This is a genomic window from Stenotrophomonas rhizophila (assembly GCF_003651185.1).
GTDB lineage: Bacteria > Pseudomonadota > Gammaproteobacteria > Xanthomonadales > Xanthomonadaceae > Stenotrophomonas > Stenotrophomonas maltophilia_Z.
This window is the reverse complement of record NZ_RCDC01000007.1, coordinates 112,214-136,465: the sequence shown is the minus strand read 5'-3', so window position 1 is coordinate 136,465 and position 24,252 is coordinate 112,214. Positions and strand designations below refer to the sequence as shown.

Here is a 24,252-nt window from a genome sequence, read left to right as displayed (position 1 = left end):
GAACGGAATCCGCACCAGTAGCAAATTGCAAAGCGAGCAGGAGGTGAAGTAGCACGCTTGTACTCCCTCAAGACGGGAGATTCCCACGGCTACCACGCTTAGGCACCACCGAGTGCCCTGAGCGCTAGCCGACGCTCCATTGCTTGGTCGTCGCCGGTACGTCGCGAACCCGCATCCGATCGGCAAGGGCCCGGACGGGGCGATGCCGCCCGGGCAGTGGCGTTACCTGCTGGTCGGCGAGAAGTTCTGAGCTCCGCGCGTCTTTCGCCACTGGATCCACGCGATCGCGGCGACGAAGAAGACGCTGCACAGGTAACTGCCTTCCGGCCCTTGCGCGCCACCGGTCAGGGTGTCGAGGCCTTGCGGGCGCAGCGCCACCAGCAGCGCCGGCAAGTGCGCATCCATGCCGGTGACGGGCAGTTCGAAGCCGGTTGCGAGCAACCAGTTCCACCCCGCGTGCCAGCCCATCACGCCCCAGATATTGCCGCTCCGCAGCGCCCAGGCGCAGGCGAACAGCGAGAACAGGAACGTGCTGAGCATGACCAGGGGCGGCTGGTGCGGACTGAAATGCAGGAAGCAGAAAACGAGCGACACCAGCAGCACTGCCACCGTCACATTGGTCTTGCGCGCCACCACCGACAGCATCCAGCCGCGGAAGATGACTTCCTCCACGCTCGCCTGGAACATGAAACTCAATAGCAGCAGACCGATGTGCAGCAGACTGACGGGCGACCGCCAGGCCTGCCCCAAGCCCGCCGCCTGCATGCCGCCAGCCATCCAGATCGCGACTACGACCAGCGCGATCGTGCCGAATCCAACGGCCATTCCGCGCAGGAAGGTTTTCAGCGGCGCCGGACCGGTCAGCCCGATACTCGCCAGCGAGCGCCCTTCGACGAAGCGTACCCAGGCGAGCACGGCCGCCAGCGTCGGCGCGAAGCCAATCCACAGCAGCGCATGCAAGCCAGCGAGGCCGATCGGATCGCCGCCCGGCGTCGACCAATGCTGCGACTGCATCCACCCGTCCAGCGCGATCACCGGTACCGCGTTGAACAGGATCATCAGGATCGGCGTCAGCCAGGCCCAGGGCAGCCAGCCGCGGGCCGGATCGGGCGAATACAGGACAACGGGGGTCATACGGGGCTCCAGGTCGACGTGATCGCCGCGGCAAGTTGCCATCCGCGTGGGGGCGTGGCTACCCGTTTGCGACCAAGCCACAGAAGCCGCCGATGAATCAGCCGGATCGCCGACGAAATGGCGCTGAGTCGTCGCCCGTGGTGTCCGCTTTGGGTGGCGGTTCCGACAGCCACAAGGCCCTGATGTGGGACCGCTGACGGCAGGGCGAGTCGTTGCACCAGATGGCGAGGCTGTTCGATCGGCATCACTCGTCCGTGCGAGGGGTTCTCGCCGAGACTGGCTGGCTCAAGCGGACTTACCCGGACGATCCGAGCTGCCAGGTCTCACACGAGACGATCTATCGCACGCTCTTCATCCAGTCGCGCGGGACTTCCAGACACCGATCGAGCGATATCAACAAGCTGTTGCATTGACCAGTTGAAACCGCCGTCGAAAGCGGACATTACCAGCGGTCGGCGCCTCCGTCCTCCCCGAACGTCCACTTTCGGCCAGAAGCGGACCGATCCACACAGGAAGTCACCTCGCCGGCGCCCCCAAAGATTGCTTAGGCACATAACTGCCCCGCCCCAGCTGGGCACTAGAAACTTCAACCATCAAGTCAACTCTAGAAAGCTTGAGCATCTGATACTCATCGCGCAAGACGAACGGAACATTCCTTCAGATCGAATTGCCCGTAAATCTGCATGATCTCGAGATTCGCCCGCGCCCGTGAGTTTCCCTGTGCAGCAGCTTTGCAGTACAGAGATAGACCCACATCAATGTCCTTGGTCACGCCGATCCCCTCGTAGTACATGTATCCCAGCATGGCCTGCGCCGGGGCGTACCCCGACGCTGCCGCCTTGCGGTACCAGTCGGCCGATTGAGTCACGTCCTTCTGCACACCGAGGCCCCGCTGATACATGTCACCGAGTGCGCTCTGCGCTTTTGCGTCGCCGCCCTCGGCCGCCGCCACCAAGTCGTCCACGGGACCGAAAGCCCCGGGCGTATCGACCTCGGCACACCACACGCTGTTTTCGCCGCGATACTCGCAGAGCTTCTGGCGGGACTGCCTGACGCCCAGCTGCGAGGCGGCCTGCACAGCTGCCTTGCCGTACCAGCGTATGGCCTCAGCGTCATCTTCAGCGAGGCCGGCACCTCCTCTTTGATACAGACTGGCAAGGTTGTATTGCCCTGCGGGTGAACCCTGCTCAGCCGCCTTGCGGAGCCAGAGGATGGCCTGGACATCATCCTGTGGGACGGCAATTCCCTTGAGATACATCATTCCAAGATCGGACTGTGCCAGTGCGTCGCCCTGCTCCGCCGCCTTGCGTATCCAGCCGCTGGCCTGCATCGCGTCTGGCGGCACGCCAACTCCGTGTAGATACAGTCCACCGAGCGCGGATTGGGCCGGCGCATAGCCCTGCTCTGCCGCTTTGCGATACCAGATCGCCGCCTGCACCTCGTCTTTGGCGACTCCAGCGCCCTGAAGATACCTGTAACCCAGGTCATTCTCGGCTTCAGCGCTACCCGCCTTGGCCGCTGCCTGCACTTCCTCAAACGAAGGCGGCTTGTCAGCGCCAGACGCCTGCGCACTGCAGACAAAGGCAGCCAGGCCGACCCACATCACTACCCGAGCCAGGGTTCCAATCGGTCCTTCCATGAACATTCTCCATTCGTCATTCGATTGAGCGACGAGGCGCCCAGGCATTTATTCAATGCCCCCATCAGATTTCGATGCGGCGTAATTGTCCCTCCCATGCGGAGGATAGTGGGGTCGCCCATTTCGTCCGCCAAGTCGCCCTGCTCAAGCCTGGAATGGCTAACCCAACCCAACAAAAAAGCCCCCGTTTCCGGAGGCTTTTTCGACTGAATCATGGTGGGCGGTACAAGGTTCGAACTTGTGACCCTTGCCGTGTGAAGGCAATGCTCTACCGCTGAGCTAACCGCCCGATGCTGCCGAGCCGCTCATTATAGGGCGGCAAATTTTGACGTCAACGGTTTCGCCGAAATTTCTTCACATCGTGTGCGTGGGCTTGTCCGCGGTCAGGATGCCGGCCAGCAGGGTCTCGATCCGGTGGCGGACGGTCTCCCCTTCCGCGCCATCGGCCAGCTGTACGCCGATCCCTGCCGCGCGGTTGCCCTGGGCCCCGGCCGGGGTCACCCATATCACCTTGCCGGCCACCGGGAGGCGCTCGCTGGAGTCCGGCAGGGTGAGCAGCAGGAACACCTCATCGCCGAGGAAGTAGCGCTTGGGCGTGGGCACGAAGATGCCGCCGTTCTTCACGAACGGCATGTAGGCGCTGTACAGCGCGGCCTTGTCCTTGACGGCAAGGGACAGGATGCCCTGTCGGGCGTTGGTGGCGCTCATGCTCTATTCCCCTTGGCGTGCCGTTCGTTGACCTTTCCCCAGGCCAGCAGCAGCTCAACCACCGCAAGATCGGCGCGCACCGTGGTGCGCAGCAGGTCGCGGGTGCGGTTGGCCGCATCGAACCAGGCGGCCAGCTTGTGCAATCGATCGGGATCGGTCAAGCCACCGCCGGTGGCCTGGGCCAGGGCGAGATCGGCGGCGTGGCGCAGGCGCAGGGCGGCGTTGTCGTCGGCGGTCCAGCGCTGGGCCAGTTCCACCGTGCCGGAGCGGCCGGCAACGAGGGCTTCCAGATCGCTGGCGACCTGGCGGCGCAGGGCCAGGCCGTCTTCGCGCAGCCACTGGTCGGCCAGGCCGGGGTGGCCGCGGGCGGCGTCCAGTGCTTCGCGGGCGCTGGCTTCGCTGTGGCCCAGGGTCTGCAGCCAGGCGAGCGCTTCCTCGCGGGGCGGCAGCTTGAACTCAAGACGCTGGCAGCGGCTGCGGATGGTGGCGGGCAGGCGCGCGGGGTCGGCGCTGATCAGCCACAGGTAGCGGCCGGGCTGCGGCTCTTCCAAGGTCTTGAGCAGGGCATTGCAGGCCGCGCGGTTGATGGCGTCGGCGGGGTCGACGATCACCACTTGGGCTACGCCGTACTGCGGGGTCAGCGAGAGCTTCTGCGAGACCTCGCGGATCTGCTCGATCACGATCTCGGTGCGCAGCTTGTCGCCGGATTTGTTGGGGATGAACGAGATCCGCTGCAGGTCCGGGTGGGTGCCGGCGGCCAGCAGCTGGGCGCTGCGCTTGGCGGCGGCGGGCTCGCCTTGCCCCAGCACGTGCTCGGCCAGCCGCAGCGCGACGCCCAGTTTGCCCAGGCCGGCCGGGCCGCAGAACAGCAGGCCATGGCCGAGGCGACCGGCGTCGAGCGCGGCCACCGTCTGGTCATAGGCGCGCTGCTGCCAGGGGGAAAAGGGTTCAGCCACGATCCGGCTCCTGTGCCAACCATGCCTCCACGGCCGCCACCACCGCGCCGGCGACGCCGGCCTGGTCCTGGCTGGCGTCGATCAGGCGGTAACGTGCGGGGTCTTCGCTGGCACGCTGGCGGAACACCGCGCGCACCCGCTGGAAGAAATCATCGTGCTCGCTTTCGATGCGGTCCGGCCACAGGTCGCGGCCGTTCGCGCGGGCACGGCCGACGGCCACGTCCACATCCAGGAGCAGGGTCAGGCCGGGCAGCAGGCCGACGGCGCGGCGCTCCAGATCGGCGATCCACGCCGCATCCAGGCCGCGGCCGCCGCCCTGGTAGGCGTAGCTGGAATCGGTGAAGCGGTCGCACAGCACATAGGCGCCGCGCTGCAGCGCCGGGGCGATCACCTGCCGCACGTGCTGGGCGCGGGCGGCGAACACCAGCAGCAGCTCGGCCTCGGCCGAGAGCGGCTCGGCGGAGATCTCCGCGTCCGGCTTGAGCACCAGCGCGCGGATGCGCTCGGCCAGCGCGGTGCCGCCGGGCTCGCGGGTCAGCACCACCTCATGGCCGCGCGCCTGCAGGGCCTCGCGGATCGCGTTGATGGCGGTGGTCTTGCCGGCGCCCTCGCCCCCTTCCAGGCTGACGAAATGCGGGTGCCGGTGCAGCGCGGGACTCATTGGGGTGCGGCCTCGTTGGTGCGTTTGCTGCGCAGTTGCTGCAGGTAGCGGGCAACGGCGGCGTTGTGGTCGGTGTAGTTGGCCGAGAAGATGTGCGCGCCACTGCCATCGCCCACGGCCACGAAGTACAGCGCATCGCCCTTGGCCGGCTGCGCGGCGGCATGCAGCGCATCACGCCCGGGCATGGCGATCGGGGTCGGGGTCAGGCCGGCGCGCGTGTACGTGTTGTACGGCGTATCGGTGGTGAGGTCGCGCTTGCGGATGTTGCCGTCGTAGCTGCTGCCGATGCCGTAGATCACGGTGGGGTCGGTCTGCAGGCGCATGCCGATCTTCAGGCGGCGCATGAACACCCCGGCGATCTGCGGGCGCTCGCTGGGCAGTGCGGTTTCCTTCTCGATGATCGAGGCGAGGATCAGCAGCTCATACGGCGAGTTGAGCGGCAGGTCGTCCACGCGACTGTCCCACGCGGCGGTGAGTTCTTTTTCCATCGCGGCATGCGCGCGCTTGAGCACGTCGATATCGCTGTCGCCACGCTGGTAGACGTAGGTCTCGGGCAGGAAGCGGCCTTCCGGATGCTCGCCCGGGAAGCCGACCGCCTTCATCAGGGCGGCATCGTCCAGTTCGTCGGTGGTGTGCACCAGCGGATCGGCGCGCTTGAGCGCGGCGCGCAGCTGACGGATGTTCCAGCCTTCCACGATGGTGACGCGGTGCTGCAGGACGCGGCCCTGGCGCATGCGGGTCAGCAGCTCGCGCGGGGTCAGCGCGGGATCGAGCGCGTATTCACCCACCTTGAGCTTGCCGGCGGCATCCAGCTGGCGCGCCAGCAGTTGCCACTGGGTGTCGCTGCCTTCGTCCACGCCGGCCTGGCGCAGCTTGCCGAGCACGGTGCTGAAGCCATCACCGGAGGCGATCACCACGCTCTCCGCGCTGGGGGTGACCGGTGCATCGGCAAAGGCGCCCTGGCGATGCCAGAACCAAGCGCCTGCGGCCGCAACCAGCAGGGCCAGCACCAGCAACACGGCCAGTACGGCCAGACATCCCCGTTTCGCACCCGCCATGCTCACCTCGAATCCATTTCTTCGCCGCGCAGCATACCGCGCGGGTGCTGCACACCGCCAAACGGCTCAGGCATCGCTGCCCAGCGCACGCAGCAGGCCGCGGGCCTTGGCGCGGGTTTCGTCCAGTTCCTTGTCGGCCACCGAATCGACCACGATCCCGGCGCCGGTGCGGAAGCTGGCGGTGTCGCCGGCCACTTCGGCGGTGCGGATCAGGATGTTCAGGTCCAGGTCGCCATCGCGGTTCAGCCAGCCGAACGCGCCGGTGTAGGCGCCGCGGGCGGCCTGCTCCAGCTCGGCGATGATCTGCATGCAGCGCACCTTGGGGCAGCCGGTGATGGTGCCGCCGGGGAAGGTCGCGGCGATCACCTGGCCGGGGCTGACGCCCTCGCGCAGGCGGCCACGCACGTTGCTGACGATATGGTGCACGTGGGCGTAGCTCTCCACGGTCATCAGCTCATCCACCTCCACGCTGCCCGGCGCGCAGATGCGGCCGAGGTCGTTGCGTTCCAGATCGATCAGCATCACGTGCTCGGCGCGTTCCTTGGGATGGCCGACCAGCTCCTGGATGCGCGCGGCATCGTCATCGCCAGCGAAGCGCGGGCGGGTGCCGGCGATCGGGCGGGTCTGCACGTCATCGCCGTGCACCGAGACCAACCGCTCGGGCGAAGAGCTGACCACCGCCCTGCCCTGCGCCATGAACAGCCCGGCGAACGGCGCGGGGTTGGCCACGCGCAGCTGCGCATACAGCGCCTGCGGCGAGAGCGCCTCGGCGAACTGCGCGTTCCAGCGCCGCGAGAGGTTCACCTGGAACACGTCGCCCGCGCGCAGGTAATCGATCACCTTGCCGACGCCGTCGGTGAAGCGCTGTGGCGCGTCCTCGCCGATCGCCACCGGTGGCTGCCACGTCGGCAACGGCGCCAGCGTGGCGGCCGCGGCGAGGTCGTCCTGCAGGGTCTGCAGCAGCGCGGCCTGGCCGGTCTCGCACACGGCATGGAACTGGCCGAGCACGCGGTCGTGCAGCACGGCCGCCGGGCAGCGCAGCGCCAGCGCGGACGGCAGTCCATCGGCGCGCGAAGGCAAGGCCAGCACGTCCTCGATCTGGCCAGCCAGCTCGTAATCCAGCATCAGTGCCCAGCCACCGCGGAACGGCAACGTGGTTTTTTCGCGCGGCAGCCGCAGTGCGGCCCAGTGCGCATCCAGCACGTCAAGGAAGCGGCCGTCATGCGCGGCACCCTCGGCATCACGCACCACGCCATCGGCGTGCAAAGCCAGCGATTCCCCGTTGCCCATCAGCAGCAGATCCCAGCGGCCCTGGGCGGTGCCCGAGGCGGTGGATTCCATCAGCAGCGGGTAACGCTGCGGGGCCAGGCGCTGCAGGGCCAGCAGGTCGGTCATGGCGGGCAGCGGAAGCGTCTGGAACATGACAGGACACCGGAAGGGCGCGCAGCGTGCGCGGGGGCCAGATACACCAAGGCCGCCATGATGGCGGCCCGGGTGGGGATACACGGAACGGGCGGTCAGATGCGCTTGAACACCAGCGTGCCGTTGGTGCCGCCGAAGCCGAAGCCGTTGGACATCACCACATCGACCTTGGCCTCTCGTGCGGTGTTGGGCACGTAATCCAGGTCGCAACCTTCGCCCGCTTCATGCAGGTTGATGGTCGGCGGAATGATGTTGTCGCGCAGCGCCAGCACCGAGAAGATCGCTTCCACGCCGCCGGCCGCGCCGAGCAGGTGGCCGGTCATCGACTTGGTGGAGCTGACCATCATCTTGTAGGCGTGGTCGCCGAAGGCGGTCTTCATCGCCATGGTTTCGCCCAGGTCGCCCAGCGGCGTGGAGGTGCCGTGCGCGTTGAGGTAACCGACCTGCTCCGGGGTCACGCCGGCGTCCTTCAACGCCATGGTCATGCAGCGTGCGGCGCCTTCGCCGTTCTCGCTCGGCGCGGTCATGTGGTACGCATCCGAGCTGGCGCCGAAACCGGCAAGCTCCGCATAGATGCGCGCGCCACGCGCCTTGGCGTGTTCGTACTCTTCCAGGATCAGGATGCCGGCACCGTCGCCGAGCACGAAGCCGTCGCGTTCCTTGTCCCACGGGCGCGAGGCTTCCGCCGGCGCATCGTTGCGGGTGCTCATCGCCTTCATCGCGCAGAAGCCGCCCAGGGCGGTCGGCGAGGAGCCGCGCTCGGCACCGCCGACCACCATCACGTCCGCATCGCCGTACTGGATCATGCGCATGGCGGTGCCGATCGAGTGGTTCGAGGTCGCGCAGGCAGAGACCGCCGAGAACGACGGCCCCTTCAGGCCGGTGATGATGCTCAACTGGCCCGGAAGCATGTTGATGATGGTCTTGGGCACGTAGAAGGGCGAGATCTTCTTGCCCTCGTGGAAATCGATGGTCTGCTCTTCGATGCCCAGCAGGCCGCCGATGCCCGCGCCCACGATGGCGCCGATGCGCTCGGCATTGCCGTCGGTGATTTCCAGGCCCGAATCGTTCAAGGCCATGAAGGCGGCACCGAGGCCGTAATGAATGAACGGGTCCATCTTCTTGGCATCCTTGCCAGTGACCCGGAATCTGCCGAACTGTTCGTTGTCGGCGGTGATGTCGAAGTCCCTGACCTCACCTGCGATCTTGGTGGTGAAACGGTCCAGGTAGGACTGCGAAACGTTGGTCAGCGGACCGATGCCGGAACGGCCTTCGGTGATGCCCTTCCAACTGCTGGCCATATCATTGCCCAATGGCGAGACCATGCCCATGCCGGTAACGACGACGCGACGCTTCATTGCAGATTCTCCTGACCCGGGTGTTGCGGGTATCACGCGGTATAACGCTCAAAAGCACAGGGCCGCAAGCGCGGCCCCATGGGTTTGCCGCACGCGGTCGCGGCAATCGCCACGGCCGCGCGCGAGCCGCCTGACATCAAGCCTTGACGTGGGCGTTGATGTAGTCGATCGCAGCCTGCACGGTGCTGATCTTTTCGGCTTCTTCGTCCGGGATTTCGCACTCGAACTCTTCTTCCAGCGCCATCACCAGTTCAACGGTGTCCAGCGAGTCAGCGCCCAGGTCATCGACGAACGATGCGCTGTTGGTGACTTCCTCTTCCTTGACGCCAAGCTGTTCGACGACGATTTTCTTGACGCGTTCTTCGATGGTGCTCATTGGATATCGCTCCAGATGGAGTAGTGGTTCAAAAATGACGCCATCCGGTGAGGGATGACCGTGGGATAGTGTAGTGGAAACCAGCGACACCTTGCATTGCAGCAAAACATCAAACGGATCAACCACTTGCGGCGCAGTCCTTGCGCCACATGCTTACGGCATGTACATGCCGCCGTTCACATGGAGGGTTTCGCCGGTGATGTAGCTGGCCGAAGGACCGGCCAGGAACGCCACCGCGTTGGCGATATCGGACGGCTCGCCGAGCCGCTCCAGGGCGATCGACTTGACCAGGCCGGTGCGCTGCTCTTCCGGCAGGGCCTTGGTCATGTCGGTATCGATGAAGCCCGGCGCGACCACGTTGACGGTGATCCCGCGCGAGCCGATTTCCTTGGCCAGCGACTTGGAGAAGGCGATGATGCCGGCCTTGGCCGCGGCGTAGTTGGCCTGGCCGGCATTGCCGGTCACGCCGATCACCGAAGCGATGTTGATGATGCGGCCCTTGCGCGCCTTCATCATGCCGCGGATGACGGCCTTGGAGGTGCGGAAGACGCTGGTCAGGTTGGTGTCCAGGATCGCCTGCCAGTCTTCTTCCTTCATCCGCAGCAACAGGTTGTCGCGGGTGATGCCGGCGTTGTTGACCAGGATGCTGATGGCGCCGAATTCCTTGGCGATCCCGTCCAGCACGGCTTCCAGCGCAGCGGCGTCGGTGACGTTCAGTGCGCGGCCGTGGCCACCCACGGCGGCCAGGCGTTCACCGATGGCGGCGGCACCGGCGTCGGTGGTGGCGGTGCCGATGACGGTCGCGCCCTGCGCGGCCAGTGCGTCGGCGATCGCGGCACCGATACCCCGGCTGGCGCCGGTGACCAGTGCGATTTCACCCTGAAGGGGCTTGCTCATCTCATTTCCTCAAACGGGACCGGTCCGGCCGGCCTGGCGCGAAGCCATTCCAGCACGGGCGCGATCGAAAGACATCAGGCGGCCCAGGTCTCGCGGGCCGTCTCGAAATCGGCGGGCGTGGACAGTGTGCGCGCGTCCAGCGATTTGTCGATGCGCTTGATCAATCCGCTCAGCACCTTGCCCGGGCCACATTCGGCCACGCGGGTGACGCCACGGGCGGCCAGCGCCTGCACGCAGCCGGTCCACTGCACGGGCAGGTACAGCTGCTGCACCAGCGCCTGGCGGATGGCGTCCACGCCGTCATGCACACGGGCATCCACGTTCTGCACCACCGGCAGGGCCGGGGGGCGCCAGTCCAGGCCGGCCATGGTTTCGGCCAGGCGGTTGGCAGCTTCGCGCATCAGCGGGGTGTGCGAGGGCACGCTGACAGCCAGCTTGACGGCCTTGCGGACGCCCTTCTCGGCCAGCAGCGCCAGCGCACGATCCACGGCAGCCGCATCGCCACCGATGACGATCTGACCGGGCGAGTTGTAATTAGCCGGCACGACGACCTGGCTGCCGGCGGCCTGCGCGCAGACCTCCACGACCAGCGCATCTTCGGCGCCGAGCACGGCGGCCATGGCGCCGACGCCGGTCGGGGCGGCTTCCTGCATCAGCTGGCCGCGCAGGCGCACCAGGTGGGCACCGTCCCGCAGGGTCAGCGCGCCGGCGGCCACCAGGGCGGTGTACTCGCCGAGGCTGTGGCCGGCCAGGACGGCCGGCTGGGCGCCGCCAACGGCGTTCCAGGCGCGCCACACGCCGATGCTGGCGGCCAGCAGGGCCGGCTGGGTGTATTCGGTGCGGTTGAGCATTTCCTCGGGACCGCCCTGCGACAGCGCCCACAGGTCGACACCGGCGCCGTCGGAGGCTTCGGTGAAGGCCTCGCGGATCTGCGGGTGCAGCTCGGCCAGTTCGGCCAGCATGCCCAGCGACTGCGAGCCCTGGCCCGGGAACACGAATGCGAGATTGGTACCGGTCACGTGATCATCCGCCTGCAAAAATCGAACGGCGAATGATAAAGGGGAACGTCGCCCTTCGTCTGTACTGCCGCGTATGTGGGGTCTTTGCTCAGGTGAACAGCTGGAGGATGTCCAGATCGCCGTCGCTGAAGAAATCGATGCAGATCACGGCCAGCATCAGCACGCCCAGGGTGGTGGCGCCGTGGACGATCAGGATGGAATGGGCCAGTGCGCGGGCGGAGCGGCCCATCTTCATGCTGGCGCGGGCCAGCCCCTGCAGGCGGCCGGTGACGTCGTGAGCATGGGCCAGCACCGGAGCTTCGGCACCGTCCATCGCCTGCGCCATGAGGGTCTGCAGCTGTTGCGGACGGTCCTCGTAGTATTTGGCCACGCCGTAACCGAACATCAGCCAGTCGCGGGCCTGGGCCTGGGCGAGGTCCATGACTTCCAGGGGATCTTCCTCGAAATCGATGAAGCCGATCTCCTTGCCATCCCAGGTGAGGTTGCGCGGCAGCGGCTGGCCGAAGTACGCGCCCTTGTGGTGCGCCTGGGCAATGGCATTCATCGCGGCGGACACGAGGCGGTCACGGCCGGCATCGTCGGCTTCGCGCAGGCAGGTGTTGAACGAGGAGCCGTTGTCGCCCAGCACGAGGGCGGCATGGCCACTGCCGATCACACTGGGGACGTTGACCCCTTGCGCCTGCAGTTCGGCCAGGCGGCGGGCTTCGGTTTCGCGGGCGGCGTCGCCACCGCGGTGCGGCGGTGGGCGCAGGGCATCGAGCTGGAAGCGGCGGGCGATGAAGTTCAGCAGGCCCAACGCGACCACGCGGCTTCCTTCGCCGTACTGCTTCAGCCAGGCGCGCTGCCCGTCAATGACGATGGGCTCAACCATGACAGTTCTCCTGAAATGCATACGGCCCCGTAATGGGGCCGTAACGACAGCGTCACGTTGTCGTAACTGACACTATCAATAACGCAGCAGAGCAGAACCCCACGTGAAGCCGCCGCCGAACGCTTCCAGCAGCAGCAGCTGGCCGCGCTCCACGCGGCCGGAGCGGACGGCGTGGTCCAGCGCCATCGGCACGGAGGCCGAGGAGGTGTTGCCATGCTTGTCGACCGTCACCACCACCTGGTCCATGGACATCTCCAGGCGCTTGGCGGTGGCTTCGATGATGCGCAGGTTGGCCTGGTGCGGGATCAGCCAGTCCAGGTCGTCCTTGGTCAGCGCGTTGGCTTCCAGGGTTTCATCGACGACCGAGTCCAGCGCCTTGACGGCGTACTTGAACACGTCGTTGCCCTTCATCAGGATCGCGCCGCGGGCATTCTCGCCCTCGCCGAAGCCGGCCGAGACGCCCACCGGGTTCCACAGCAGCTCTTTCTTGCTGCCATCCGAATGCAGGTGGGTGCTGAGGATGCCGGTGTCTTCGTCGGCCTTGAGGACGACGGCGCCCGCGCCATCGCCGAACAGCACGCAGGTGGTGCGCTCGGTCCAGTCGACGATACGGGTCAGCGTTTCCGCACCGATGACCAGCACATGGCGTGCATCACCGGAACGAATGAATTTGTCGGCCACGCTCAACGCGAACACGAAGCCCGAACAGGCGGCGTTGACGTCGAAGGCGGGGCAGCCGGTCGCACCGAGCTTGGCCTGGATCAGGCACGCGGTGGACGGGAAAATCAGATCAGGCGTGGTGGTACCCACCACGATCATGTCGAGCTGCGAAGCGTCGATACCGGCCGCTTCAAGCGCACGTACCGCGGCGTGGTAGCCGAGGTCGCTGGTGGTCTCGCCTTCGGCCGCAATGTGCCGTTCGCGGATACCAGTGCGCGATTGAATCCACTCATCGCTGGTGTCGACCATTTTCTCCAGATCCTGGTTGGTCAACACTTTTTCGGGCAAATAACTACCGGTGCCCGCGATCCTCGAGTAGATCCGCTTGCTCATTGCATGTCCTGTAGCTCGATCGCCAAACGTGACGATCGGGAAGAATGGGGTAAAGGCCGCTGCCCGACCGGGCAGCGGCCTTTACAAATCAATCTTCTTCGACGGCCGAGTTCGACTTGGTCGTGATCACCTTCTTGCCACGGTAGAAACCGTCAGCGGTGATGTGGTGACGCAGATGCACTTCACCGGTGGTCGGATCGGTGGACAGCTGCTTGGCGCTCAGGGCGTCATGCGCACGGCGCATACCGCGGCGGGACGGGGTGACACGGGATTTCTGCACAGCCATGGGATTGCTCCAAACTCGGTTCGTTTTGCTTCGTCGTATCGTCGCGCAGGACGCCAGCGCCCAGCACAGTTTTCGCTTTCGCCGCAGCCGCCGACGACAATCCGGCTGCTATTGTTTTTTCAGTGCCGCCAACGCCGCGAACGGATTGGCCTTGCTGATTTCTTCTTCGGTCGGTGCCCAGTCCTTGTCCACTGCCTCGCCATCGGGAGACAACGGCACGACGGGCACGGCCAGGACGAGTTCGTCCTCGACCAGCTCCAGCGGTCGCAGCATGCCGTCTTCGGGCACCAGCCACGGTTCCCAGCCTTCCGGCAGCGAGGATTCTTCCTCTTCGCTGCGGATCAGGCCGAGCCGCTGCACCATCGAAACCGGCAACAGGAAGCGCTGCAGGCTGCGCTGACAGATCAGCGGCAGCGCGGTGTCGATGGACAGTTCAACATAGGATACCTGCAGGATGTCGTCGTGCGCGAATTCCAGTGCATAGGTGCACGTTCCTTCGGTATCGGCGACAAGGCCCTGGAGGCGGGTCAATTCCGCTAGATCCACCTGGCCGTCGAAGCACCTGCGTGCTGCGACCATCCGCCAAGCATCCAGCATTTCGGGCACGTTTGCGGACATAAGCCGCTGAATGTTAAGGATCGTCCGGGCCGCTGTCAAATGCCTGCGCAGTCAGGTTGCCGATCCCCGCCCCGAGGGGCCAGACTGCCGCCCTTCCGTGCCCGGTATTGTCGCATGACCCCGCTGCTGCTTGCCTCTACTTCCCGCTACCGCCGTGACCTGCTGGAGCGGCTCGGCCTGCCCCTGGAGACCGCCCGCCCCGAGGTGAATGAGACCCCCGGCCCCAGTGAGGCCCCACGGGCCTTGGCGGTGCGGCTGGCGCGCGCGAAGGCCGAGGCGGTTGCCCGCCTGCACCCGGGCCGGTGGGTGATCGGCTCGGACCAGGTAGCGGAACTGAACGGCGCCCCGCTGGGCAAGCCGGGCACGGTGGAGGGCGCGCATGCGCAGCTGGCCGCGATGTCCGGGCAGGTCGTGGACTTCCACACGGCCGTGAGCCTGGTGCGCGACGGCGAGGCCCTGGCGACCTGTGATCTGACCCGGGTCCACTTCCGTGCCCTGGGGGCTGAAGAGATCGCCCGCTACGTGGCCGCCGAGCAGCCGCTGGACTGCGCCGGCAGCTTCAAATGTGAAGGCCTGGGCATCACCTTGTTCGAGGCGATCGAGAACCGCGACCCGACCGCACTGATCGGGCTGCCCCTGATCGCGCTGAGCCAGCTGCTGCGCCAGGCCGGCCACACCCTGCCCTGAGCCTCAGCGCAGCTGCAGCGCCTCCAGGCAGCTGGCATCAAGTTCGCCGGTGGCCCAGCCAACCCAGCGGCCCGCCAGCGGCATGGCCAGGCCCACGGGACGCCCACCGCATTGCAGGACCAGCCGCGGCGCCCTGCTCTGGGCGCTGAACTGGATGCGCCAGGCCGAGCCCCCGAGGGTGTTGCGCACCGCCACGAGGGAGACATCGCCGACCGGAACGACCACGCCGGGTGCCGCCGTTGGCGCACCCTCCAGATAGCGGGCTTCCGGCCAGGCAAACACGGAGGCCCCGTGCGCGCGCAGGCTGGGTAGCGCCGCCAGCACTTCGCCGGGCACGCTTTCGCCATGGGTCTGATCCGGATCGACCACACCGGCCGCGGCCGCCGTGGCGGTCATGTTGGCCACCCGCTGCATGCCGGCGCCGAGATAGGCCATCCACGCCGTGCTCGGCACGGCCACCAGCGCCAGCAGCAGGGCTGCCCACGCCACCCGCCCGGGATGGCGCAGGCCGACGCGCACGATCGTCCACAACACCAGACCGGACCAGAACAGCCACGACCAGGGCACATAGCGCGTTGCGGCCACCTGCGTGGGGTAGTCAGCGAAGTAACTCCAGCGGCTCAGTGCGACCAGCGCGCCCACGGCCAGGCCGAACCATGCCATCGCCAGCCCCACCGACTCCCCGGCCCCGGCGCTGCGGCCGCGCTGCCAGGTGCGCCAGGTCATGCCGAACAACGCGGTCAGCCCCGACGCACCGATCAGCAGATGCGGCCAGCGCGAGGTCAGCACCGGTCCGAACAGCGCCTCATACGCGCTCGCCACGGACTGGACCGCACCGCGCACGGGCGCGAACGGCAACTGCTGCGCCGCCGCTGGATCCAGTGCCGGCCAGGCCAGATAGATGAAGGGCGAGGCCAGCCAGCGCAGCAGCACGTCCAGCTGCGGCAGCGGGGCAAGCGCCATCTGCGTCGGCATGCCCGTCCGCCCCATGCCCAGGTGCAGCCCGACCGCCACGAGCAGGGCGGCGGTCCATGGCACCCAGTGCGACCACGGCGCACGCCGCACCATCATCACCGCCGCCAACCCCACGAACACGGCCACGCCGCTGCCGAAGGAGAACGTCGCCGCGACGCCACACACGGCGGCCACTACCGCGCCGCGACGATCGCCACGCAGCAGCAGGGCGACGCCGGCCATCAGCGCTGCGGTGATCAGGTACGCGTGGACCGATTCGTTGGCATGGGTGAGCGCGCGCTGGCTGCCCAGCCAGAAGATCGACAGCGCCGCGACCAGGGCGGCGGCGGCGCGCACCGGTGGTGCCATGGCATCGGCCCTGATGATCCGGGCCAGCAGCCCTGCTGTCGCCAGTGCCAACGCAACGCCGGTACCGATCTGCAGCCATTGATTGCCGTGCAGCCACTCCAGCTCGGCATAGCGCACCAGGTTCGGCAGGATTTCACGGTGGCCATTGTCCGACACCAGTACGTTGCCCGGCCACGGCATCTCCAGCAGCTTCTGGGTGAAGCGCCACGGATCGGCGTACAGCACGCGTGGCGACAGCCACAGCATGGCGGCCACACCCACCGAAACGATGCCCGCCACCGCGCACCACAACGTCCGGATCAGCGCAGGCGCCACCGGCGCGGGGTACGGATGGGAAGCAGACAAGGGGGTAGATTCCTGCGGCGCATCGCGCATGACGGTGTCATCCATGGAAGAGCACGCACGTTCAGCGCGCGGGGACGGTAAAGGCCTGTTCCTGCCACTGCTCCACGCTGCCGTCCTTGCCGTGCAGCGTCATACCGAGCCAATGACGGCCGGGCGCGAGGTGGTCGGTCTTCAGCGTGGCATCGAAGGCCACATTCGGGTGCTGCGGATCGGTGGAGATCTTCCACGCGCCGGTGATGTCGTAGGGCCGCCCGTAGACCGCATCGCCCACCGGCCTGCCATCGACCAGCAGCTCGACACGCGCGATGCCCACGCCATCCTTGAAGGCCCAGCCACGCACCTCGAGGGGGCTCCCCACCGCGGCACCGGGCTGTGGCGCATCCAGCCAGGCCATCGCCGGCGTGACGCACGGCCCCTCCACGCGTTCGGCCGGCAGCTTGAACAGCAGGAAGCGCTGGAAGCCATGATCGTTGCTGACCACACGCGGTGGCGGCAGCGGGCCGACCTGTTCGCAGACCGCGTGGTAGCGCGCCAGCAGATCGCGATAGCGCTGATCGCTGGGCGACAGCACCAGCAGCATCGGCGCGTCGCGCTGGCCATCGTGCAGCAGCCCCCACAGCCCCAGCTGCGCACTGCGGCCGTGCTTGTCGTTCAGCGGGTGGCGCAGCACCTCGATCGAGGGATCGCGCAACTGGAAGCCCAGCTCCGCCCCCAACTTGAAGTTGCCGGCCAGCACGCGCGTGCCGGGCGGCATGCTTTTCAGCTCGTCGCGCACGGCGCCTGCCAACGGTTCCCAGCCGGCAAAGTTGCGTGGGTAATACTTGTAGCCGGCCAACTGCTCGCGCACGCTCGGGATGGACGCCGTCAGGTAATAGCCGAAGGCCAGCGCGAGCCCGGCGCCGGCCAACCACCAGCCGGTACGGCGCAACCAGCGCGGCCAGCCGTTGAGCACCACCGGCACGGCGATCAGCAGCGCCAGATAACCCGGCAGCGGCCAGTGGAAACTGATGCGCTCCACATCGGTGAAGAAGCCCAGGCCGAAGATGGACAGCGTCGACACCGCGCCGATCAGGCCGAAGTAACGCCATTGCGCGCGTGCGCCGCCACCGGAGCGGGTGCCCGCCAGGGCCACCTTCCACATCGCGATGCACAGGATCGGGGTGACCAGCATCGGCTGGATCACCAGGAACCACAGCCCGCTCCATTCGAACGCCCACGGGTGGCGCTCGATCACCTGGAATTTCAGGCCCGCATCATGGTTGTCGGCATTCCACGACAGCAGCGGCAGCCACGCCAGCACACCCACCGCCAGGGCCACCCAGACGCGCGGATCGCGCAGCATGCGCCGGCCCTGCGGCAGCACCAGCAGCGCGATGAAGCCGACCACGATCACGCCGATGAAGCGGTAATGGCTGAGTGCGCCGATCGCCAGGCCGGCGGCCAGTTTTACTGCCGCCGCGGCATCGACACTGCGCAGCAGGCGCGCGCCGGCATCCAGGCACAGCACCGCAGCCAGCGCCATCGGCACATCGGGCACGGCCAGCATGCCCAGCGTGGCCGACAGCGGCATCAGCAACGTGAGACTGCCGGCCTGCCAACCGGCCACCGCACCGAACCAGCGCGTGGCGATGCGTGACACCAGCCATGGCAGCCACGCTCCGATCGCCAGGAACGGCAGGCGCAGCGCGAGCACATGATTGCCGCCCACTTCCACGCCCAGGCGTGCCAGCCAGGCGGTCAGGCCCGGCAGGTCCGAATAGGCCGCCGCCAGGTGCTGGCCTTCCTGCCAGTAAAAAGCTTCGTCCACGAACAAGGGCAGACGTGCGGCCACCACCAGCTTGACGGCGGTGACCAGCGTCCACAACAACAGGAATATGGTGCGTGCGCGTTGTTCGCCCTGCATTGCTCTATAGAATCAGTGGAATCATCGAATCGAGACGGACATGGATCATTCGCCCCCCGTGCCAGCCATGCTAACCGATGTACTGCGTCAGTCCCTTCGCGCCGCCCAGGATCAGGTCAACGGGCTGGTGCTGGGCAAGGCGCAGGAGGTGCGGCTGGCGTTCGTGGCGCTGCTCTCCGGCGGCCATCTGCTGATCGAGGACCTGCCCGGGCTGGGCAAGACCACCCTCGCCCACGCCATGGCCTGCAGCCTCGGGCTGGGCTTCCAGCGGGTGCAGTTCACCTCCGATCTGCTGCCGGCCGATGTGCTTGGCGTCTCGGTGTATGACGCCGGCAGCCGCCAGTTCCAGTTCCACCCCGGCCCGGTCTTCACGCATGTGTTGCTGGCCGACGAGATCAACCGCGCGCCGCCGCGTACCCAGAGTGCGCTTCTGGAAGCGATGGCCGAGCAGCAGGTCACCCTGGATGGCGTGACCCATCCGCTGCCGGATCCCTTCTTCGTCATCGCCACCCAGAACCCGGTCGACCTCTCCGGTACGTTCCCGTTGCCGGACTCGCAGCTGGATCGCTTCCTGCTCCGGTTGGCCCTGGGCTACCCCAATCCGGAATCGGAACGCGAGCTGCTGCGCGGCACCGATCGCCGCCATCTGATCGCGCAGGCCACCGCGCGCCTGAGCGAGGTGGACGTACGCACGCTGCGCGAGGCGGTGGGCCAGGTGCATGCCAGCGAGGCGTTGATCACGTATGTGCAGGCCCTGCTCGCCCGCAGCCGCCAGCACGCCGGGGTGCGCGTGGGCCTGTCGCCGCGTGCCGGCCTGGCATTGCTGCGCGCCGCCAGGGCGCATGCGCTGCTGCTCGGCCGCGCGCATGTGGTGCCCGAAGACGTGCAGACCCTGTTCGTGGCAGTGGCCGGGCATCGCCTGGTGCCCGAGGCCGAAGCCGGCAACGGGCCGGCACTGGCCCGCGCCATCCTCCAGACCGTGCAGGTCGACTGAGATGCGCCGCGGCTGGGGAGCCCGCTGGCAGCAACTGCAACATCTGGCGCGACCGCGCCGCCCAGAGCACCTGCCGTGCCGGTTCGACCGGCGCCGCATCTATGTGCTGCCGACGCGGTTCGGGCTGTTCGTCGCCGCGCTGCTGTCGGCGATGCTGCTCGGCGCGCTGAACTACAACAACAATCCTGCGCTGCTGCTGGCCCTGTTGCTGGCGACGGTCAGCATCGCCAGTGCGATCAGCTCGCACCTGCAGCTGTCCGGGTTGCAGGTGGATGCGGTCTCCGCCGAGCCGGTCACCGCGGGCGCGCCGTTGCGGCTGCGCATCAGCCTGTCGCGCGCCGATACCCGTGCCCGTCGCGGCCTGCAGGTGGAGCACGAGGGCGTGGCCGCGTTCGGGCACCTGATCGACAGCGACCAGATCGAAGTGGATCTCGAGCTGCCCACGCACCGGCGCGGCTGGTTCGACCTGGCCCGCATCCGCATCGCCACCACGCAACCGCTCGGTCTGGTGCGCGCGTGGTCGTGGGTCTGGCCGGAAACGCCGTTGCTGGTCTATGCCGCACCGGAAACGCACGCACCCGCCCTGCCGGAAAGCGGCGGCGACCCCCTGCATACCCGCGTGCATGCCAGTGGCGACGAGCTGCATCAGCTGCGCCCGTATCGCGCTGGCGACCCGGTGCGCAGCATCGCGTGGAAACACTCCGCGCGACGCGACACCCTGTTGGTGCGCGAGTACGAAAAGCCGGTCGGGGTGGAGATCGTGCTGGACTGGTGGCACCTGGCACCGCTGGGCACCGAAGCACGGATCGCACGCATGGCGCGCTGGATCGACCTGGCCGAGCGCGAAGGCCGCCGCTATACGCTCAAGCTGCCCGGCCAACCGGTGCTCGGGCCCGGCAACGGCAGTGCCCATCACCACCTGTGCCAGCGCGCGCTGGCGCTGTTGCCCCATGACTGACCGGCCCGTGTCCCTGCTCAGTCCCGGCGCGCGCTACTGGGCGCTGGCCAGCGCGGCGCTGGGCCTGTTGCCGCTGCTGCTGCAGCTGCCCACCGTGCTGGCCGCCGTCATCGCCGGTGTCGCACTGCTGACCGCGCTGGCCTCGCGGCAGCGGCTGCTGCCGGGCGCCCTGCGACTGTTGCTGGTGCTGGCCATGCTGGCCGCCATTTATTGGCAGATGGGTCCACGGCCTGGCCGCGACACCGGCTGCGCGCTGCTGGCCGCAATGCTCGCGCTGAAATCCAGCGAGCTGCGCAGCCTGCGCGATGGCCGCAGCCTGGTCGGCTTCGGGCTGTTCGGCCCGTTCGCCGCGTTCCTGCTCGACCAAGGCCCGTTGACGATGACGCTGGCCGTGCTGGCCGGCCTGGTCGCACTGCTCGCCCTGCAACGCCTGGCACACCTGGAGGGACAGGCACCGCCAGCGCCCCTCAAACGCCAGTTGCGCGGCATCGGCCGGCTGGTCCTGCTAGGCCTGCCGCTGGCCTTGGCCGGTTTCTGGCTGTTCCCGCGCTTGAGCGAACCGCTCTGGGGCATCCCGGACCGCGCGGTGGGCAAGCCCGGCCTGTCCGACACGATGGAGCCCGGGGAGTGGCTGGACCTGATGGCCGATGACACCCCTGCGCTTCGCGTGCAGTTCTTCGGCGCGATCCCGGCGCCGCAGCAACGTTATTGGCGCGGGCCGGTACTGACCCATTTCGATGGCAAGCGCTGGGAGCAGGACCGGCGGCAGATCACGCGTGCGCCGGCCGCGGTAACCCACGCCAGCACGCAGTGGGACTACCAGATCGATTACGAGCCGACCGATCGCCGCCAGCTGGTCGCGCTGGATCTGCCGCTGCAGGCACCGCCCGGCAGCGACCTGGATGTCAACCACAGCCTGCGCAGCCACGCGGCGTTGAACGCGCTGACCCGTTGGCGACTGACCTCGGCACCGGCGGTGGCCTATACCGACGCGCTGACGCCTTACGAGCGGCGCCTTGCGCTGCAGTTGCCCGACGGCTTGAATCCGCGCACGGCAGCCCTGGCCCGGCAGTGGCGACAGGACGCGGGCAGCAATGATGCGGTGATCGTGCAGCGCGCGCTCGACTGGGTGCGGGCGCGTTTCGTCTACACCCTGGATACGCCCGAGCCCGGTCGCGATGGCGCGGACGAATTCCTGTTCGATCAGCAGGCCGGCTTCTGCCAGCACTTCAGCTCCTCGTTCGTCGTATTGATGCGCAATGCAGGCATCCCGGCGCGGGTGGTGACCGGCTTCGCGGGCGGCATCCGCAACCCGTATGGCGACTACTGGGTACTGCGCCGGATGGATGCACATGCCTGGGCCGAAGTGTGGCTGCCGGGGCGTGGCTGGGTGCGGGTCGATCCGACCGCCGCCGTTGCGCCGGAGCGCGTTTACGACACGCTCGAGGACCGGCTGGGGGCCGGCGCCGCCGGCGCCACGCTGGACAGCCGATGGCTGCAGATCGGGCAGATGGGCGACTGGCTGCGCCGGGGCTGGAACGACCTAGTCCTGTCCTTCGATGCCAACCGTCAGCAGCAGCTTCTTGAACCGTTTGGTTTCGAGCGGCTGGATCCGAGCCAGCTGGTGGGAATTTTCATCGTCTTCGCACTGGCCGCGCTAGGCTGGATGGCATGGCTGCTGGCCCGGGGCGAACGCGAGCGCGACCCGCTGCTGCGCGCGTGGCACGCGCTGGGACGCCGGTACGCGCGCTATGGACTGTCCCGCGCCAGCGCCGAACCGGCTGGCGAGTGGGCACGCCGGGTAGACCGGCAGCGACCCGATCCTGCGCTGCTGTCGCTCAGCGCGCGTTTCGTCCAGGCGCGCTACGCTGGCGCTGACGTCGACCTCACTTCATTATTGCGCGACCTGCGCAGGCATCGCCCGACCTCCGGAGCATCCCCATGAAGATTCAAATCCTGCTTCCCCTTGCTGCCTCTCTGGCATTGGCTGCCTGCGCCACCGCGCCCAAGCCGTTGCAGGGGCAGTTCAGTATGGTCAGCCCGCGCGACGCGGTTCCCACCCAGCAGGTGGGCACCCCGGTGCGCTGGGGTGGCCGCATCATCGAAACCAATCCGGGCCAGGGCCAGACCTGCTTCCAGATGATTTCGCGCCCGCTCAACGGCAGCGGCCGCCCGAGCACCACCTCGGCCGACGCCAGTGACGGCCGCTTCATCGCCTGCCGCGCCGGCTTCTATGATCCAGCGGTGTTCGAGCCGGGCCGCGATGTGACCTTCATCGGCAAGATCGGCGGCTACGAGAACACCCGGATCGGCGAGTACGACTATCGCCTGCCGAAGCTGGATGCCGACGTCATCTACCTGTGGCCGGAACAGCGCCAGGTGGATGTGGTGCCCGCCTACCCGTACGGCCCGTGGGGCCCGGGCTGGGGTCCGGGTTGGGGCTACCGCGGCTGGGGCTGGTGGTAACACGCTGACGCAGAAACGCCGCCCTCGGGCGGCGTTTTTGTCTGTGCCTGGCCGGCTCAGCCGTTGGGCGTTCCGAAGTGACCCAACTGCGCGCCGGCCAGCAGGTGCAGGTGGATATGGAACACCGTCTGCCCGGCGTGCTCACGGCAGTTCATGACGATCCGGTAGCCATCCTGCGCGAAACCTTCGCGGCGCGCGTACTCCGCGGCGGCCATGGCCAGCTTGCCGATCAGGTGTGCCTGCTCCGGGCGCACGTCATCCAGGGTCGGGATCGCCTCGTGCTTGGGAATGAACAACACGTGCACCGGCGCCTGTGGGGCGATGTCCTTGAAGCCGAGCACGTCCTCGTCTTCGTAGACGATGGTGGCCGGGATTTCGCGGCGGATGATCTTGCCGAACAGGGTGTCGTGACTCATGAGGGCACCTCGTGGAACAGGGCCTTGGAGAGTAGCGCGGATGCGCCCCCGGTTTCGATCATTGCCGCGCGGTGCGCCGCGTCATTCCTGCACTTCGGTACGCGTGCCGAAGGCGTGCGACAGCGTGCCGCGATCCACGTATTCCAGTTCGCCACCCAGCGGCAGACCCTGCGCGAGGCGGCTGGGCCGCACCTTGCAGCTGCGCGCCATCTGCGCCAGGTAATGCGCGGTCGCTTCGCCTTCCACGGTGGCGCTGGTGGCGATGATCAACTCGTTGACCTCGCCCTGCTTCAGCCGCGCCTCCAGCTGATCCAGGCCCAGCTCGCGCGGGCCGATGCCATCCAGCGGCGACAGCCGCCCCTGCAGCACGAAGTACACCCCGCGGTAGCCGGTGGCCGTTTCGATCGCCAGGCGATCGGCCGGTGATTCCACCGCACACAGCTGCTGGCGCTCGCGGCTGCCGTTGGCGCAGACCGCACAGATATCGGTCTCGCTGAAATCCCGGCACTGCTCGCAATGCCCGATCCGCTCGATCGCCTTGGCCAGCACCTCGGCCAGCTTCTGGCCGCCCTCGCGCTCGCGCTCCAGCACGTGGTACGCCATGCGCTGGGCGGTCTTCTGGCCCACGCCCGGCAACACGCGGAAGGCCTCGATCAATTGTTCGAGCAGGGGCAGGCTCATGGCGGATCGCTCATCTCAGAAACAAGCGCGCGAAGCCCGGAGGCTTCGCGGCGCGGTCAGCACGGTCGCGCCAGGCAGACACCCGGCGCAGGCGGTGGGTCAGAACGGCAGCTTCATGCCCGGGGGCAGCTGCATGCCGGCGGTCGCCGAACCCATGCGGTTCTTCGACTCGGCGTCGATCTTGTTGGAGGCATCGTTGAACGCGGCGGCCACCAGATCTTCGGTCATTTCCGCATCGGACAGCACCGACGGATCGATGCGCACCTTGCGGCATTCCTTGGTGCCGGTCAGGGTCACGCTGACCATGCCGCCGCCGGCGCTGCCGGTGACTTCCAGCTTGGCGAGGTCTTCCTGGGCCTTCTGCAGGTTTTCCTGCATCTTCTGGGCCTGCTGCATCAGTTGGGCGATATTGCCGCGCATGGG

The 24,252-nt window shown here is 67.5% G+C and carries 25 protein-coding genes, 1 tRNA gene and 1 pseudogene; 6 read left to right on the top strand and 21 right to left on the bottom strand.

Annotation, left to right across the window (positions count from 1 at the left end):
* Positions 1–222 precede the first annotated feature (222 nt).
* Entirely contained in the window at positions 223–1,134 is a 912-nt protein-coding gene (locus tag BCL79_RS16730; protein WP_121043075.1) for a CPBP family intramembrane glutamic endopeptidase, read from the bottom strand.
* Between the two features lie 182 nt (positions 1,135–1,316).
* Here BCL79_RS16730 and BCL79_RS20525 point away from each other — a divergent pair.
* Positions 1,317–1,502: pseudogene (locus BCL79_RS20525) on the top strand (hypothetical protein); the annotation flags it as partial.
* A 260-nt stretch (positions 1,503–1,762) separates the two neighbouring features.
* Here BCL79_RS20525 and BCL79_RS16720 read toward each other — a convergent pair.
* From BCL79_RS16720 to BCL79_RS16650, 15 genes are all read right to left on the bottom strand, one after another.
* Entirely contained in the window at positions 1,763–2,773 is a 1,011-nt protein-coding gene (locus BCL79_RS16720; RefSeq protein WP_183073809.1) for a tetratricopeptide repeat protein, read from the bottom strand.
* Between the two features lie 214 nt (positions 2,774–2,987).
* Positions 2,988–3,062 (bottom strand) — tRNA-Val (locus BCL79_RS16715).
* 65 nt (positions 3,063–3,127) lie between these two features.
* Positions 3,128–3,481: a PilZ domain-containing protein gene (locus tag BCL79_RS16710; protein WP_088432861.1), complete on the bottom strand. Its 354-nt coding sequence runs from the start codon at positions 3,479–3,481 to the stop codon at positions 3,128–3,130.
* A complete protein-coding gene (locus BCL79_RS16705; RefSeq protein ID WP_121043071.1) occupies positions 3,478–4,437 on the bottom strand; it encodes a DNA polymerase III subunit delta' in 960 nt (319 codons plus the stop codon). The genes BCL79_RS16710 and BCL79_RS16705 overlap by 4 nt, the downstream gene beginning before the upstream one ends.
* Entirely contained in the window at positions 4,430–5,098 is a 669-nt protein-coding gene (gene tmk, locus BCL79_RS16700; RefSeq protein WP_121043069.1) for a dTMP kinase, read from the bottom strand. Before tmk ends, BCL79_RS16705 begins: the two co-directional genes overlap by 8 nt.
* A complete protein-coding gene (gene mltG / locus BCL79_RS16695) occupies positions 5,095–6,156 on the bottom strand; it encodes an endolytic transglycosylase MltG (protein ID WP_121043067.1) in 1,062 nt (353 codons plus the stop codon). The genes tmk and mltG overlap by 4 nt, the downstream gene beginning before the upstream one ends.
* A gap of 66 nt (positions 6,157–6,222) precedes the next feature.
* Positions 6,223–7,578 (bottom strand): aminodeoxychorismate synthase component I, encoded by a 1,356-nt coding sequence (locus BCL79_RS16690; RefSeq protein WP_121043065.1) that lies wholly within the window; start codon positions 7,576–7,578, stop codon positions 6,223–6,225.
* Positions 7,579–7,673: 95 nt separating this feature from the next.
* The gene (gene fabF, locus BCL79_RS16685) at positions 7,674–8,936 is read right to left on the bottom strand and encodes a beta-ketoacyl-ACP synthase II (protein ID WP_121043063.1); all 1,263 of its coding nucleotides are present in this window, start codon (positions 8,934–8,936) and stop codon (positions 7,674–7,676) included.
* Positions 8,937–9,072: 136 nt separating this feature from the next.
* Positions 9,073–9,312 (bottom strand): acyl carrier protein, encoded by a 240-nt coding sequence (gene acpP, locus BCL79_RS16680; RefSeq protein WP_017357544.1) that lies wholly within the window; start codon positions 9,310–9,312, stop codon positions 9,073–9,075.
* A gap of 153 nt (positions 9,313–9,465) precedes the next feature.
* On the bottom strand, positions 9,466–10,209 hold the full coding sequence (gene fabG, locus BCL79_RS16675; RefSeq protein ID WP_121043061.1) for a 3-oxoacyl-ACP reductase FabG: 744 nt from the start codon (positions 10,207–10,209) through the stop codon (positions 9,466–9,468).
* 74 nt (positions 10,210–10,283) lie between these two features.
* Positions 10,284–11,228, bottom strand: coding sequence for an ACP S-malonyltransferase (fabD, locus tag BCL79_RS16670; protein WP_121043059.1), 945 nt, complete (start codon positions 11,226–11,228; stop codon positions 10,284–10,286).
* Positions 11,229–11,316: 88 nt separating this feature from the next.
* Entirely contained in the window at positions 11,317–12,099 is a 783-nt protein-coding gene (locus BCL79_RS16665) for a serine/threonine protein phosphatase (protein WP_121043057.1), read from the bottom strand.
* A 75-nt stretch (positions 12,100–12,174) separates the two neighbouring features.
* On the bottom strand, positions 12,175–13,152 hold the full coding sequence (locus BCL79_RS16660; protein ID WP_121043055.1) for a beta-ketoacyl-ACP synthase III: 978 nt from the start codon (positions 13,150–13,152) through the stop codon (positions 12,175–12,177).
* A gap of 88 nt (positions 13,153–13,240) precedes the next feature.
* Entirely contained in the window at positions 13,241–13,438 is a 198-nt protein-coding gene (gene rpmF, locus BCL79_RS16655; protein ID WP_017357626.1) for a 50S ribosomal protein L32, read from the bottom strand.
* Positions 13,439–13,546: 108 nt separating this feature from the next.
* Entirely contained in the window at positions 13,547–14,056 is a 510-nt protein-coding gene (locus BCL79_RS16650; RefSeq protein WP_121043054.1) for a YceD family protein, read from the bottom strand.
* A gap of 114 nt (positions 14,057–14,170) precedes the next feature.
* Here BCL79_RS16650 and BCL79_RS16645 point away from each other — a divergent pair, with 114 nt between their 5' ends.
* Positions 14,171–14,743, top strand: coding sequence for a Maf family protein (locus BCL79_RS16645; RefSeq protein WP_121043052.1), 573 nt, complete (start codon positions 14,171–14,173; stop codon positions 14,741–14,743).
* Between the two features lie 3 nt (positions 14,744–14,746).
* Here BCL79_RS16645 and BCL79_RS16640 read toward each other — a convergent pair whose 3' ends face one another.
* Together BCL79_RS16640 and BCL79_RS16635 are read right to left on the bottom strand one after the other, a co-directional pair.
* Positions 14,747–16,411, bottom strand: coding sequence for a hypothetical protein (locus tag BCL79_RS16640; RefSeq protein ID WP_226956718.1), 1,665 nt, complete (start codon positions 16,409–16,411; stop codon positions 14,747–14,749).
* Between the two features lie 61 nt (positions 16,412–16,472).
* Positions 16,473–18,314, bottom strand: coding sequence for a glycosyltransferase family 39 protein (locus BCL79_RS16635; protein ID WP_121043050.1), 1,842 nt, complete (start codon positions 18,312–18,314; stop codon positions 16,473–16,475).
* Positions 18,315–18,354: 40 nt separating this feature from the next.
* On the opposite strand from BCL79_RS16635, the gene BCL79_RS16630 reads away from it, so the two are divergent.
* Genes BCL79_RS16630 through BCL79_RS16615 form a run of 4 tightly spaced genes read left to right on the top strand, consistent with a single transcriptional unit; the run spans position 18,355 to position 22,732 of the window.
* Positions 18,355–19,308, top strand: a complete 954-nt coding sequence (locus BCL79_RS16630) for an AAA family ATPase (protein WP_121043048.1) — start codon at positions 18,355–18,357, stop codon at positions 19,306–19,308.
* Position 19,309: 1 nt separating this feature from the next.
* The gene (locus tag BCL79_RS16625; protein ID WP_121043046.1) at positions 19,310–20,266 is read left to right on the top strand and encodes a DUF58 domain-containing protein; all 957 of its coding nucleotides are present in this window, start codon (positions 19,310–19,312) and stop codon (positions 20,264–20,266) included.
* Entirely contained in the window at positions 20,259–22,211 is a 1,953-nt protein-coding gene (locus BCL79_RS16620) for a transglutaminase TgpA family protein (protein ID WP_121043044.1), read from the top strand. Before BCL79_RS16625 ends, BCL79_RS16620 begins: the two co-directional genes overlap by 8 nt.
* Positions 22,208–22,732, top strand: a complete 525-nt coding sequence (locus BCL79_RS16615; protein ID WP_019185338.1) for a Slp family lipoprotein — start codon at positions 22,208–22,210, stop codon at positions 22,730–22,732. Before BCL79_RS16620 ends, BCL79_RS16615 begins: the two co-directional genes overlap by 4 nt.
* 56 nt (positions 22,733–22,788) lie before the next feature.
* Here the strand turns inward: BCL79_RS16615 and BCL79_RS16610 are convergent, their stop codons facing one another.
* The 3 genes from BCL79_RS16610 to BCL79_RS16600 all read right to left on the bottom strand — a co-directional run bounded on the left by BCL79_RS16610 (position 22,789) and on the right by BCL79_RS16600 (position 24,249).
* Positions 22,789–23,148, bottom strand: coding sequence for a histidine triad nucleotide-binding protein (locus BCL79_RS16610; RefSeq protein ID WP_121043042.1), 360 nt, complete (start codon positions 23,146–23,148; stop codon positions 22,789–22,791).
* Between the two features lie 81 nt (positions 23,149–23,229).
* Positions 23,230–23,829 (bottom strand): recombination mediator RecR, encoded by a 600-nt coding sequence (gene recR, locus BCL79_RS16605; protein WP_121043040.1) that lies wholly within the window; start codon positions 23,827–23,829, stop codon positions 23,230–23,232.
* Positions 23,830–23,928: 99 nt separating this feature from the next.
* Positions 23,929–24,249, bottom strand: coding sequence for a YbaB/EbfC family nucleoid-associated protein (locus tag BCL79_RS16600; protein ID WP_019185335.1), 321 nt, complete (start codon positions 24,247–24,249; stop codon positions 23,929–23,931).
* Positions 24,250–24,252: the final 3 nt, after the last annotated feature.

What these genes read in the sequence shown, in the direction of transcription:
- BCL79_RS16730 (WP_121043075.1), bottom strand. Translation starts at nt 1,134, where the DNA reads ATGACCCCCGTTGTCCTGTATTCGCCCGATCCGGCCCGCGGCTGGCTG.
- BCL79_RS16720 (WP_183073809.1), bottom strand. Translation starts at nt 2,773, where the DNA reads ATGGAAGGACCGATTGGAACCCTGGCTCGGGTAGTGATGTGGGTCGGC.
- BCL79_RS16710 (WP_088432861.1), bottom strand. Translation starts at nt 3,481, where the DNA reads ATGAGCGCCACCAACGCCCGACAGGGCATCCTGTCCCTTGCCGTCAAG.
- tmk (WP_121043069.1), bottom strand. Translation starts at nt 5,098, where the DNA reads ATGAGTCCCGCGCTGCACCGGCACCCGCATTTCGTCAGCCTGGAAGGG.
- mltG (WP_121043067.1), bottom strand. Translation starts at nt 6,156, where the DNA reads ATGGCGGGTGCGAAACGGGGATGTCTGGCCGTACTGGCCGTGTTGCTG.
- BCL79_RS16690 (WP_121043065.1), bottom strand. Translation starts at nt 7,578, where the DNA reads ATGTTCCAGACGCTTCCGCTGCCCGCCATGACCGACCTGCTGGCCCTG.
- fabF (WP_121043063.1), bottom strand. Translation starts at nt 8,936, where the DNA reads ATGAAGCGTCGCGTCGTCGTTACCGGCATGGGCATGGTCTCGCCATTG.
- acpP (WP_017357544.1), bottom strand. Translation starts at nt 9,312, where the DNA reads ATGAGCACCATCGAAGAACGCGTCAAGAAAATCGTCGTCGAACAGCTT.
- fabG (WP_121043061.1), bottom strand. Translation starts at nt 10,209, where the DNA reads ATGAGCAAGCCCCTTCAGGGTGAAATCGCACTGGTCACCGGCGCCAGC.
- BCL79_RS16665 (WP_121043057.1), bottom strand. Translation starts at nt 12,099, where the DNA reads ATGGTTGAGCCCATCGTCATTGACGGGCAGCGCGCCTGGCTGAAGCAG.
- BCL79_RS16660 (WP_121043055.1), bottom strand. Translation starts at nt 13,152, where the DNA reads ATGAGCAAGCGGATCTACTCGAGGATCGCGGGCACCGGTAGTTATTTG.
- rpmF (WP_017357626.1), bottom strand. Translation starts at nt 13,438, where the DNA reads ATGGCTGTGCAGAAATCCCGTGTCACCCCGTCCCGCCGCGGTATGCGC.
- BCL79_RS16650 (WP_121043054.1), bottom strand. Translation starts at nt 14,056, where the DNA reads ATGTCCGCAAACGTGCCCGAAATGCTGGATGCTTGGCGGATGGTCGCA.
- BCL79_RS16645 (WP_121043052.1), top strand. Translation starts at nt 14,171, where the DNA reads ATGACCCCGCTGCTGCTTGCCTCTACTTCCCGCTACCGCCGTGACCTG.
- BCL79_RS16635 (WP_121043050.1), bottom strand. Translation starts at nt 18,314, where the DNA reads ATGCAGGGCGAACAACGCGCACGCACCATATTCCTGTTGTTGTGGACG.
- BCL79_RS16630 (WP_121043048.1), top strand. Translation starts at nt 18,355, where the DNA reads ATGGATCATTCGCCCCCCGTGCCAGCCATGCTAACCGATGTACTGCGT.
- BCL79_RS16625 (WP_121043046.1), top strand. Translation starts at nt 19,310, where the DNA reads ATGCGCCGCGGCTGGGGAGCCCGCTGGCAGCAACTGCAACATCTGGCG.
- BCL79_RS16620 (WP_121043044.1), top strand. Translation starts at nt 20,259, where the DNA reads ATGACTGACCGGCCCGTGTCCCTGCTCAGTCCCGGCGCGCGCTACTGG.
- BCL79_RS16615 (WP_019185338.1), top strand. Translation starts at nt 22,208, where the DNA reads ATGAAGATTCAAATCCTGCTTCCCCTTGCTGCCTCTCTGGCATTGGCT.
- BCL79_RS16610 (WP_121043042.1), bottom strand. Translation starts at nt 23,148, where the DNA reads ATGAGTCACGACACCCTGTTCGGCAAGATCATCCGCCGCGAAATCCCG.
- recR (WP_121043040.1), bottom strand. Translation starts at nt 23,829, where the DNA reads ATGAGCCTGCCCCTGCTCGAACAATTGATCGAGGCCTTCCGCGTGTTG.
- BCL79_RS16600 (WP_019185335.1), bottom strand. Translation starts at nt 24,249, where the DNA reads ATGCGCGGCAATATCGCCCAACTGATGCAGCAGGCCCAGAAGATGCAG.